At 68.8% G+C, this 12,888-nt stretch carries 5 protein-coding genes; 3 read left to right on the forward strand and 2 right to left on the reverse strand.

Annotated features, from left to right (window positions below; genetic code table 11):
• Positions 1–31 precede the first annotated feature (31 nt).
• Complete coding sequence (locus O3656_RS00500; protein WP_500062125.1) at positions 32–9,259, forward strand: fatty acid synthase subunit beta domain-containing protein; 9,228 nt, start codon at positions 32–34, stop codon at positions 9,257–9,259.
• 3 nt (positions 9,260–9,262) lie between these two features.
• Positions 9,263–9,727, forward strand: coding sequence for a holo-ACP synthase (locus tag O3656_RS00505; RefSeq protein ID WP_500062126.1), 465 nt, complete (start codon positions 9,263–9,265; stop codon positions 9,725–9,727).
• Here the strand turns inward: O3656_RS00505 and O3656_RS00510 are convergent.
• Entirely contained in the window at positions 9,724–10,506 is a 783-nt protein-coding gene (locus O3656_RS00510) for a single-stranded DNA-binding protein (protein WP_500062127.1), read from the reverse strand. The genes O3656_RS00505 and O3656_RS00510 overlap by 4 nt on opposite strands.
• A gap of 245 nt (positions 10,507–10,751) precedes the next feature.
• On the reverse strand, positions 10,752–11,399 hold the full coding sequence (gene orn, locus O3656_RS00515) for an oligoribonuclease (protein WP_500062214.1): 648 nt from the start codon (positions 11,397–11,399) through the stop codon (positions 10,752–10,754).
• A gap of 85 nt (positions 11,400–11,484) precedes the next feature.
• On the opposite strand from orn, the gene ilvA reads away from it, so the two are divergent.
• A complete protein-coding gene (gene ilvA / locus O3656_RS00520) occupies positions 11,485–12,771 on the forward strand; it encodes a threonine ammonia-lyase IlvA (RefSeq protein ID WP_500062128.1) in 1,287 nt (428 codons plus the stop codon).
• The last annotated feature ends 117 nt before the right edge of the window (positions 12,772–12,888 follow it).

Below are 12,888 nucleotides of genomic sequence, written 5' to 3' on the forward strand. Positions count from 1 at the left end.
AGAAGAATTGTCCCCGAAGGAAAGTAAGAACATGTCGTTTGTGACCTCCCTGAATGAGACCCCCTACGCGCTGACCTTTGCCGGTCAGGCCACCCCGTGGCGTGCCGCGCTCGACGAGATCGCCCACGATCCTGAGATCGCTGCGATCGTTGACGGCGTCATCAAGGCCTCGGATCAGGTGCTCTCCCCGGTGCGCCGCTCGCTGGCCACCCAGTCGGTTGCGTCCCTGCCTTTCGCTATCCCGGCCGAGGCTGGCGAGGAGGCTGTGACCCGCGACGTTGCAGGCCCGGACGAGGCCGCCCTGTCGGTTCCGGGTATCGTTGCCGCCCAGCTGGGTGCACTCATCGACCTGACGCGCGCAGGCCTGAACATCGTGGCGAACCAGCCCACCGCTTTTGAGGGACACTCTCAGGGCGTGCTCGGCGTGGAGATTGCGCGTGCGTGGATCGCCGGAGACGAGGCCCGCGCCGCTTCCGTCTTCGCGCTGGCCCGCCTGATCGGCGCGGCCGCTGCCCGCATCACGCGTCGCGCCCGCGCCCCGCACGCGGGCGACGCCACCTACATGGTGTCCGTACGAGGTGTGTCCGACGCTCTCCTCGAGCGCATCATCTCCTCCCTGCCCTCGACCTCGCATCCGCTGTCGATCGCGCTGCGTAACGACACCGACACTCACGTCGTCTCGGGTGCGCCCAACGACCTGGCGTCCCTGGTCGCCGCCATTGAGCGCGCCGCCGCCAAGGACAAGGCCGCGCACGACGCGCACGAGCGCGGCGGTCGCCCGCTGACCCCTGTGTGCGAATACCTGCCGGTCTACGTGCCTTTCCACTCCCCCATGCTCGCCGACGCCCTCGCCCTCGTGGACGAGTGGGCCGCCCAGTGCGGTATTGACGCCAAGCTTGCCCACTCCCTGGCCGCCGCCGTGCTCACGACCCCCGTGGACTGGCCGGCTCAGATCCGCGCCGCCGCCGAATCGGGTGCCACGTGGATCGTCGACATGGGCCCCGGTGCCACGACCGTGCGCATGACCCGCGCCCTCGTCGAAGGCACCAGCGTCGGCGTCGTCGCCGCCGGAACCGCCTCCGACCGTGACAAGGCCGCGACCCCCGGCTGGGCCCCCGAGCCCGGCACCGACTGGTCGCACCTGCGCCCCGGCCTCGTGACCCTGCCCGACGGCAAGACCGTCGTCGACACCGCCTTCTCGCGCCTGACCGGCCGCTCCCCCGTCCTCCTGGCCGGCATGACCCCCACGACGGTTGACCCCGAGATCGTTGCCGCTGCCGCCAACGCCGGTTTCTGGGCCGAAATGGCCGGTGGTGGTCAGGTCACCGAAGAGGTCTACAACGAGAACCTGGCGGGCTTGCGCGCCCAGCTGCGTCCCGGTCACACCGCCGAGTTCAACTCCATGTTCCTGGACCGCTACCTGTGGAACCTGCAGTTCGGCCAGGCCCGCATCGTGTCGCGTTCGCGCGCGTCCGGCGCCCCCATCGATGGTGTCGTTGTCTCTGCGGGTATCCCCGAGAAGGACGAGGCCCTCGCCCTCATTGAGCAGCTGCGCGCCGACGGCTTCCCCTACGTGGCCTTCAAGCCCGGCACGGTCGACCAGATCCGCAAGGTCATCGCGATCGCCCGCGAGGCCGATCCGATCAAGGTGATCGTCCAGGTCGAGGACGGCCACTCCGGCGGCCACCACTCCTGGGAGGACCTGTCCGACCTGCTGCTGGCCACCTACGCGCAGCTGCGCGCCCAGTCCAACATCGTCCTGACCGTGGGTGGCGGCATCGGTACGCCCGAGCGCGCGGCCGACTTCCTGACCGGCGAGTGGTCGGCACGCTACGGCCGCCCGCCCATGCCCGTCGACGGTGTCCTCGTGGGTACCGCCGCGATGACTACGAAGGAAGCGCACACGACGAAGGCCGTCAAGGAGCTCCTCGTGGCCACCCCCGGTGTGCCCGACAACGACGAGCTTGGCGGCTGGGTCGGCGAGGGCGTGACCCGCGGCGGCATGACCTCCGGCCTGTCCCACCTGCGCGCCGACATGCACGAGGTATCCAACGCGGCCGCCGCTGCCGCTCGCATCATCGCCGAAATCGGCTCCGATGGCGCCCAGGTGCGCGCCCGCAAGGACGAGATCGTCGAAATCCTCTCCCACACGGCCAAGCCCTACTTCGGTGACCTCGAAGAGATGACCTACGAAGCCTGGGTGCGCCGCTTCGCTGACCTGTCCTACCCGTGGGTTGATCCCACCTGGCAGATCCGCTACCACGACCTGCTCCAGCGCGTCGAGGCGCGTCTGGCGCCCGTGGACCACGGCGAGGTCGAAACCCTCTTCCCGACCGTCGAGGACGTCGCCGACGCGCACGCCGCCGCCGACCGTCTGATGGCCGCCTACCCGAACGCCGCAACCACGCACGTCACCCCGATCGACGCCGCCTGGTTCCCGGCTCTGTGCCGCTCCTACCCCAAGCCGATGCCCTTCGTCCCGATCCTGGATGACGACCTCATCCGCTGGTGGGGCCAGGACTGCCTGTGGCAGGCGCAGGACGAGCGCTACAGTGCCGACCAGGTCCGCATCATCCCCGGCCCCGTCTCCGTGGCCGGCATCGACCGCGTCGACGAGCCCGTCGCCTCCCTGCTGGGCCGCTTCGAGGCCGCCGCAGCCTCGCGTCTGACCGACTCCGGCGTCGTGGCGACCCCGGTCGCCTCCCGCCTGGGCAACGGCAAGCCCGCTGCCACCCGCGAGGAATGGCTGCGCAAGGTCCCCTTCATCTCGTGGACCGGCCACCTCATGACGAACCCCGCCGCCATCCTCGATGAGGAGCGCGTCTCCCTGAATCCGACTGACACCGGCGTGGACATGGTCATCCACCTGGACACCGCGTGGGACAATGATCCGCGCGGCACCGACAAGCACGCCGTGCGCGAGCTGGTCTTCCCGCTGATTATCTCCGGTGAAGACGGCGCCGTCCCCGTCATTGACGAGGCCAAGCTGCCCCAGCACATGTACGCGATGCTCGCGGCCACCGCCGGCGTGACCTCCGTGTCCGTCGCGGGTGACACCGTGGACGCGCTGCCGGTGATGGTTCCCTCCACCAAGTCCGTCTTCGGCGAGGCCCACTACTCCTTCACGCTGGCCCCCACGCTGGGCTTCGACCACGCCGAGGCCACGGGTGCCGCCCTGCCCGCCAACTACGAGCTGGCGGCTTGGGCTCCCGACGCCCTGCTTGGCCCCGCCTGGCCCGCGATCTACGCGGCCCTGGGTTCTGCCATCCACAACGACTACCCGGTCATTGAGGGCCTGCTCAACGCCGTCCACCTCGATCACTCGATCACCCTGGAGTACACGCCCGAGCAGATGCTTCAGCGCGGCATTTCGACGATCGACGTGACCAGCCACGTGGCCGCCGTCGATGAGTCCTCCTCCGGCCGCATCGTCACGGTCGCCCTCGAGCTGACCGCCAACGGTGAGCACGTGGGTTCCACGCAGGAGCGCTTCGCGATCCGTGGCCGCGCCACCGGCAACCGCGCGCCCTCCGAGGCCGCGCCCTTCGGTGGCGCAACCATCGAGGTCGTGGACACGCCCCGCTCGGTCCTGCGTCGTGTGAGCGTCAAGGCCCCCGACGACATGACGCCGTTTGCGATCGTGTCGGGCGACTACAACCCGATCCACACCTCCTACGCGGCCGCCAAGGTCGCAGGTATGGACGCACCCCTCGTGCACGGCATGTGGCTGTCGGCCACCGCTCAGCACGCGGCCGAGGCTGTCGTCGCCGGCCAGGGCGGCGCTCAGATCGCCGGCTGGACGTACTACATGTACGGCACCGTCGACCTGAACGACGAGGTTGAGATCACCGTCGAGCGCGTGGGTCGCGTCGTCGGCGGCGGCCTGTCCCTCGAGGTCACCTGCCGCATCAACAAGCAGGTCGTGTCTCGCGCCTCCGCCTACACCTTCGCCCCGAAGGTCGCCTACGTCTACCCCGGCCAGGGCATCCAGAGCGCCGGCATGGGCCTTGACGAGCGCACCAAGTCAAAGGCGGTCGACGAGGTCTGGCGCCGCGCGGATGCACACACCCGCTCGGCGATGGGCTTCTCCATCCTGTCGATCGTGCGCGATAACCCGACCGAGATCGTGGCGCGCGGCGTGACCTACCGTCACCCCGAGGGCGTCCTGAACCTCACCCAGTTCACGCAGGTTGCGCTCGCAACGCTGGCGATCGGCCAGACGGCCCGCATGCGCGAAGAGGGCGTCCTGGTTCCCGGCGCTGCCTTCGCCGGCCACTCCCTCGGCGAGTACGACGCGCTGGCAGCCTACGCGGAAGTGTTCCCCCTCGAAACCGTCCTCGACCTGGTCTTCCAGCGCGGTTCCACGATGCACTCGCTCGTGCCCCGCGATGAGAACGGCCGTTCGAACTACCGCATGGGTGCCCTGCGTCCGAACCAGTTCGGCGTCGATGATGCGCACGTCGTGGAGTACGTCGACTCGATCGCTCAGGCCTCGGGTGAGTTCCTCCAGATCGTGAACTTCAATCTGGCGGGTCAGCAGTACGCGGTCGCCGGCACGGTTGCGGGCCTGAAGGCCCTCGAGGAGGACGCCAGCAAGCGCGCTGCCGAGCGTGGCGGCAAGCGTCCCTTCATGTACGTTCCCGGCATCGACGTGCCCTTCCACTCCACCGTCCTGCGCAGTGGCGTGGCGGACTTCCGCACGAAGCTCGACGAACGTATTCCCGCGCAGATCGATCCCGCGAAGCTCGTGGGCCGCTACATCCCCAACCTGGTGGCGCGTCCCTTCGAGCTCACCCGCGAGTTCGCCCAGTCCATCCTCGACGTGGTTCCCTCCGAGACGGTGCGCGAGCTGCTCGAGACGGAAGGCGCGTGGGACGGCGCCCTGGCCACCCCGGGTGTCCTGGCCCGCACGCTGCTCATCGAGCTGCTGTGCTGGCAGTTCGCCTCCCCGGTGCGCTGGATCGAGACGCAGCGCGTACTGCTCTCGACCGAAGAGGCCGCCCCCGGCGTTGCGGGCCTGGGCGTCGATGAGGTCATCGAGGTCGGCCTGGGTGCCGCCCCGACGCTGGCCAACCTGGCAGCGCGTACCCTGCTCGCCCCCGAGTTCGCGCTCTCTCGCGTGGATGTCTTCAACGTCCAGCGCGACGAGTCCCGCGTCTACGCGACCGATGTCGCCGTGATCGAGGACGATGAGGACGAGGAAATCACCCCGGAGGCTCCCGCCGCCGAGGCTGCCCCCGCGCCCGCTCCGGCCGCCCCCGTGGCCGAGGCCGCTCCGGCCCCCGCCCCCGCGGCTCCGACAGGCGGCCCCTCGGGTGCCGACGTCGCGGACCTGCCCTTCACCGCGTCCTCCGCGATTCGCGCCCTGCTGGCCCTGTCCGCGAAGATCCGCATCGACGAGGTCGGCGCCACCGACACGACCGAGTCGCTCACCAACGGCGTCTCCTCGCGTCGCAACCAGCTGCTCATGGATATGTCCTCCGAGCTGGGCCTGAACTCGATCGACGGTGCCGGCGAGGCCGATGTGGCCACGCTGTCTGCGACGGTCGACAAGGCTGCCAAGGGCTACAAGCCCTTCGGGCCGGTTCTGGCCGAGGCCGTCAAGGAGCGCACGCGCAAGCTGTTCGGTGCCGCTGGCGTCAAGGCCGGCCGCATCGCCGAGCGCGTCACCGGAACGTGGCAGCTGGGCACCGGTTGGGCGCATCACGTCACCGCCGAGATCGTCCTGGGCACCCGTGAGGGTGCCTCGACCCGCGACGGCGACCTGGCGACCCTGCCCCTGGACGCCCCGACGAACGCCGCCGGTGTCGATGCCCTCATCGATGCTGCCGTGGCCGCCGTTGCTGCCCGCGAAGGCATCGCGGTGTCCCTGCCCAGCGCTGGCGGTTCTGCCGGTGGCGGTGTCGTCGACTCCGCTGCTCTCGACGCCTACGCCGCGTCCGTCACCGGTGAGGACGGCGTCCTGGCCAAGACGGCTCGCACGATCCTGTCCGAGCTGGGCCTGAACGCTCCTGCCCCCACCGGCGAGGATTCCTCCGATGACGCTCGCGTCATCGACGCGGTTGCCGCCGAACTGGGTTCGGGCTGGGTCGACCTCGTCGAGCCTCGCTTCGATGCCGCGCGCGCCGTCCTGCTGGACGACCGCTGGGCATCCGCCCGTGAGGATGTCGCCCGCTACGTCGCCGAAGGCACCCTCGCCGAGGGTGCGTCCTTCGTGGGCACCGGTCGCGCAGTGGCCGAACAGGCCTCGTACTGGGCGAACCGCCTGCGCGGCGAGGGCGATCACGAGCGCGCCGCTCGCCTGGAGCAGATCGCGGCCGACGCGCTCTCCTCCTCGGACGAGCTGCCCTACGCCAGCGACGTCGCAGTGGTCACCGGCATGACCCCCGCCTCCATCGGCGGCGCGGTCGTGGGCGGCCTGCTCGCCGGCGGCGCAACCGTCATCGCAACCTCCTCGTCGATCTCGGCCGCGCGCCTGGCCTTCGCCAAGGAGCTCTACCGCACGCACGCCGCAGGCGGCGCGAAGCTGTGGCTGGTTCCCGCTAACCTGGCCTCCTACCGCGACGTCGACGCGCTCGTGGAGTGGATCGGCACCGAGCAGACCAAGTCCGTGGGCGCCGACATTAAGGTGACCAAGGAAGCCCTGGTCCCGACGCTGTTCTACCCCTTCGCAGCCCCGCGCGTCTCCGGCACGCTGGCCGACGCGGGTCCTGCCTCCGAGAACCAGATGCGACTGCTGCTGTGGAGCGTCGAGCGCTCCATTGCCGGTCTGTGCGCAATCGGTTCCGACATGCACGCCGACCACCGCCTGCACGTCGTGCTGCCCGGTTCCCCCAACCGCGGCATCTTCGGCGGCGACGGCGCGTACGCTGAGGCGAAGGCCTCCTTCGACGCGATCGCGACCCGCTGGACGGCAGAGCCGATCTGGGGTTCGCGCGTGTCGATCGCTCACCCGCGTATCGGTTGGGTGCGTGGCACCGGCCTCATGGGCGGTAACGACCCGATGGTCGCCGCCGTCGAGGCTGCGGGTGTTCGCACCTGGTCGACCAAGGAAATGGCCGAGCAGCTGCTCGCGCTCTCGAGCACCGAGGTCCGCGCCCAGGCTGCCTCCGCTCCGGTGGATGCCGACCTGACCGGCGGCCTGGACTCCTCCATCGACCTGCGCGCCCTGCGCGCCCAGGCAGAGGCCGCAGCCCCCGAGGCCCCCGCATCGGAACCGGTTGCGACCGTGTCCGCGCTGCCCTCGCCCTCGCAGGTCACCGTGCCGCACGTCGAGCCGTCACAGTGGGGTCACACCACCGCGTCGCTGGCCGACACGGTCGTCATCGTCGGTCACGGCGAGGTCGGCCCGTGGGGCAGTGCTCGTACCCGCGTGCAGGCCGAGCTCGGCATCCACACCGACGGCACCGTCGAGCTCACCCCTGCGGGCGTGCTTGAACTCGCCTGGATGACCGGCCTGCTGACCTGGTCGGACACCCCCGTGGGCGGCTGGTACGACAAGGACGACCAGCTGGTCCCCGAGTCGGAGATCTTCGATCACTACCGCGACGAGGTCGTGGCCCGCTCCGGCGTGCGCTTCTTCCACGATGACGGCCCGCTGCACGACGGCTACACGCCCGAGTCGGCGATGGTCTTCCTGGACCGCGACATCACGTTCACGGTCGAGGACGAGGCCGAGGCTCGCTCCTACGCCGAGGCTGACCCGCAGTTCACCGTGGTCGAGCAGACCGCGTTCGGTGAGTGGCAGGTGACCCGCAAGTCCGGCGCCCAGGTGCGCGTGCCTCGTCGCGCGACCCTCAACCGCCGCATCGGTGGTCTGTTCCCCACCGACTTCGATCCGGCTCGCTGGGGTATCCCGGCCTCGATGCTGGACTCGATCGACCCGATCGCCGTGTGGAACCTGGTCTCCGCCGTCGACGCGTTCGTGTCCGCCGGCTTCAGCCCCGCCGAGCTGCTGCGCATCGTCCACCCGGCGGCCGTTGCCTCCACGCAGGGCACCGGCTTCGGTGGCATGCGTTCGATGCACAAGCTGTTCGTCGACCGCTTCCTGGGCGAGGAATACCCGCAGGACATCCTGCAGGAGACCCTGCCTAACGTCGTGGCTGCACACACGATGCAGTCCTACGTGGGCGGCTACGGCTCGATGATCAACCCGGTCGGTGCCTGCGCGACCGCCGCGGTCTCCATCGAGGAGGGCGTCGATAAGATCAAGGCTGGCAAGGCTGACTTCGTCGTGGCCGGCGCGATTGACGACATTCAGGTCGAGTCGATCGTGGGCTTCGGCGCGATGAACGCGACGGCGAACTCGAACGAGCTGCTCGCTCGCGGCATCTCCTCGCGCTTCGTCTCGCGCGCCAATGACCGCCGCCGCGGCGGCTTCGTCGAGGCACAGGGTGGTGGCACCGTGCTGCTGACCCGCGCGTCGGTGGCGCTCGACATGAACCTGCCGGTCCTGGCAGTCGTGGGACACGCGCAGACCTTCAGCGATGGTGCGCACACCTCGATTCCGGCGCCCGGCCTGGGTGCCCTCGCGGTGGCGCGCGGCGGACGTGACTCGGTCATCGCCCGCAACCTCGGCGAGCTCGGCGTTGGTATCGACGACGTGGCCTTCGTGTCCAAGCACGACACGTCCACGAACGCCAACGACCCCAACGAGTCGGATCTGCACACCCGCGTCGGCATGGCGCTGGGCCGCACCCCCGGCAACCCGCTGCTGGTCATCTCGCAGAAGACCCTCACGGGTCACGCGAAGGGCGGCGCGTGCGTGTTCCAGGTGGGCGGCATCATCGATGTGTTCCGCACGGGTCTGATCCCCGCGAACGTCGCGCTGGATTGCGTCGACGACGCGATGGAGCAGTACAGCCCGCTCGTGTGGCTGCGTTCCCCGCTCGACCTGTCCTCTCGCGGACCGGTGCGTGCGGCGTTCGCGACCTCGCTCGGTTTCGGTCACGTCTCCGGCTTCCTGGCGCTGGTTAACCCGGCCGCCTTCGAGGCCATCGTGGAGCGCGAGGCCGGACGTGAGCGCCTCGAGGCGTGGCGCGCAGCATCGGATCGCCGCCTGCGCAACGGCCAGCGTCATATCGAGATGGGAATGCTGGGCCACGCCCCGCTGTTCACCTCAGTGGAGGGTCGCCGCTTGCCCGACGACCCGGCTGTCGGCATCGCGGGTGACGCGCACGAGGTTGAGGCAGCGATCCTGCTGGATCCGAACGCACGCCTCGGTGAGGACGGCTTCTACCACCTGCCCGAAGGCAAGTGAGCGATGCGCGGACTCGGCGTTGACCTGGTCTCCCTCCCTGAGTTTGCCGCTCAGGTGAGGGAACCGGGGTCGACCTTCCTGGACGGCGTTCTGACGCCCAGGGAGGCCCGCCGGGTCCGCGCCCGCGCAGCCGCCACCTCTGGCGCTCAGCCCGGTTCCGCCCGCTATGACGAGGCCGTGGCCCGTCACGCGGGCGGCCTGTGGGCCGCGAAAGAGGCCTTTGTGAAGGCCTGGTCGTGTGCCCTCTTCGGTACTCCACCCCTCATCAGCGAGACCGACATGGATTGGCGCGAGGTTGAGGTAATCCACGACGAGTGGAACCGCCCCGCGATCGCGCTGCACGGACGAGTCGCCGCCGCGTGTGAGGTCTCGCTCGGGGCGCGCTCCACGTGGAGTGCGCTCGTCTCTATCAGCCACGACGGGACGTGCGCCATCGCGCAGGTCGCGATCGTGGATGCGCCCGCCTAAGCGGCGTCGGACGGTTCGAGCGCATCATCGTCATGAGGCTCGAACGACGCGTTTTTCGTCGCATCGGCACCGGCGTGGTCCACCGCCGAATAGTCGAAGCATGACGCAGTGTTTCCGCTCGGGGTCGAGGATTCAACCTCAGCACCAACGCACCCCTCCAATGTGCCCACAGGCGTCAGGTCGCCTCCCGCTGCCGGAGCGTGAAGCGTCGGCCCTCTATCCTGTGTGCCTGCCTCATCGGGTAGCATCTCCGTTCCTCCATCCGGGGCAACAGCTTCAGTGTGCGGCTGGTTCGTGAGCTCGGCCTCCGCTCCCGACCCCTGCGATATCACCGCAGAACCCGGCCCCGACCTCGTCGAATAGGGATCACCCTCCGTGCCTCCCGCGGCTTCGTCGGTCGAGTGCGCGCCATTCTTTCTGAACTGGGAGGTCCCCCGCGCCAGATCATGGCCGACCGAGGAGGCCCGGTAGACGATCGATGATCTAATCTGTCCCGCCCCATCGACCCACCCGTTGGGAACGGGCCGGGCAACCACCACGACGGGGTCGCCTTTGCGGCAGCTGCGGAACACGTTGGAGGCGAGCGTATCCCAGGTTTCCACCGTGTACCAGTAGGCGCCGTCCTCCACGTAGGAGGCGTTGCCCGTACGCGCATCCGTCGTGAAGCGCCATCGCGTGATCGCGAGCCGGAAGGTCGTCACGCAGATGTCGCCCTTGACGTGCTTCATTGAGGGTTCTGACCCGATGCGACCCCTCAGGGTCGTCGAAATGTCCTGCATCGTTGCATCCTTTATCTGGTCTGGCCGGCGCTGGCCGGATACGTCCAGGAAAGCCCCGCGAGGTATGTCATTTCAAGCGCTCACGCTCCCCCTGTGGATAACGCGCGTGCCGCTCGGGCCCCTGTGGATAACGCAACGCTGCGCATGTCCCCTGTGCACAGCGCGCCGCACGGCGAGCAACGCCAGACATGGCAAAGCGGCGGCACCCCCGCAGGGATACCGCCGCTCAAGCCTCAGGACCGATATCAGGCCTCGGTGCCCTCGCCCATGGAAGGGATGCCCAGGGCAACAACCTCGCGAGCCACCTCGCGGGCACGCTCCGTCGTCACCGGCCCGGCAGGGAAGAGAACGCGACGGTAGTACTCGAGTTCCTGGATGGACTCCAGGATGTCGGCGAGCGCGCGGTGGCCGCCGTGCTTCTCGGGCGACTCCGCGAAAGCGGCGCGGTACCAGCGCTTAGCCAGCTCCTTGATCGAGGAAACATCCACGAGGCGGTAGTGCAGGTGGTCGATGACGGAGGGCATGTTGGCCTCAAGGAACATCTTGTCGGTGCCCACCGAGTTACCCGCCAGGAGAGCCTTACCCTGCTGGGGCACGAAGCGCTTGATGTAGGACAGGACTTGTTCGGTCGCCTCCTCCATCGACACCGCGCTCGTCTTCAGATCGTCGAGCAGCCCGGAGGACGTGTGCATGTTGCGCACAAAGTCATTCATGTTGTCGAGAGCCTCGGCGGGCGGCGTAATGAGCACGTCCATGCCGGGGTCGACAATCGTGAGGTCGCCGTCAGTGATGACGACCGCCACCTCGATGAGGGCGTCGCGGTTGACGTCCAGGCCGGTCATTTCGCAGTCAATCCAGACCAAGGGGTCTTTCAGAGTTTTCACGCCTTCTATGGTAGTGCGCTCTGGGTCATATGGTTGGGTGGGTCGCACTCGCGGTGGCCACTACTACACTAGGAGGGTATTGGAAGGAGTTCTCATGACCGCTAGTTCTCACGTGACGACACCGAAGGACATCCGCCAGGCTGCAACCGCCCTGGAGGGGGTGGCCGTGCGCACGAACCTGGATCGTTCGGAGCGCCTGTCCACCGAGGCCGGCGTCGATATTTTGCTCAAGCGTGAGGACCAGCAGAAGTGCCGTTCCTTCAAGGTGCGCGGCGCGTACGCGCGTATGTCGCTCCTGTCCCCCGCCGAGCGCGAGCGCGGCGTCGTGTGCGCGTCGGCGGGAAACCACGCGCAGGGCCTGGCCTACGCCTGCGCTCACCTGGGCGTGCGCGGCACCATCTACCTGCCGTCGAATACTCCCCGCCAGAAGCGCCGCCGCATCGCGACGATTGGTGGGCAGTGGGTCGAGCAGGTCATCGTGGACGGCACGTTCGACCGCGCGAACGCGCTCGCTCAGGAGGCCGCGCGCGGCACGGGCCGCACCTACGTCCACCCTTACGACGATCCCTTCACGATCGCCGGTCAGGGCACGATCGGCGTCGAGCTTGAGGAGCAGATGCCCGAGGATACGGCGGCGGTCCTCGTTCCCGTGGGCGGCGGCGGCCTCATCGCCGGCATCGCGACGTGGCTGCGCGCGAACCGCCCCGAGGTGAAGATCATCGGCGTGGAGCCCGCGGGCGCAGCGTCGATGCACGCGGCTCTAGAGGCGGGTCAGCCGATGTCTCTGGCGAAGGTCGATCCCTTCGTGGATGGTACGGCGGTGGGTCGCGCGGGCTCGCTCCCCTTCCATATCGCGTCGCAGTTCGTTGACTCCGTGCTGGTCGTGCCGGAGGGCGCGGTGTGCACGGAGATGCTGGAGCTTTACCAGTCCGACGGCGTCATCGCCGAACCTGCGGGCGCGCTCGCATCGACGGCCGCGCACGTGTACCTGACAGATCCGGCGGATCGCAAGGCCCTGCTCGGCCGCTCCGACGGCGCGATTGTCTGCGTTGTGTCGGGCGGTAACAACGATCTCACGCGATACGCCGAGGTCATGGAGCGTTCGCTGCGCCACGAAGGCCTGCGTCATTACTTCCTCGTGACCTTCCCTCAGCAGCCGGGCATGCTGCGCGTCTTCCTGTCGGATGTGCTGGGTCCCGCGGACGATATCGTGCACTTCGAGTACACGAAGAAGAACAACCGCGAGCTCGGCCCCGCGCTGGTGGGCATCGATTTATCGAACCCGGATGACATCGACGGGCTTCGACACCGCATGGAGGCCTCTCCCTTGCACGTCGAGGAGCTGCCACTGGATTCGGAGATCACGCGACTCGTGATCTGAGCGCGTCACGCATAGCGTCGGAGAGGGGCGCGGTTTCGGGGACGAGGCCGTGGCCCCTCTCCCCTTGTGTCTGCCCCTGGGCGCGTGCCTGGCCTGGGAGCCGCCATGGGTGGCCGC

Origin of the sequence: Pauljensenia sp. 27098_8_83, from assembly GCF_041432695.1 — a bacterium.
Classification (GTDB): Bacteria; Actinomycetota; Actinomycetes; order Actinomycetales; family Actinomycetaceae; genus Pauljensenia.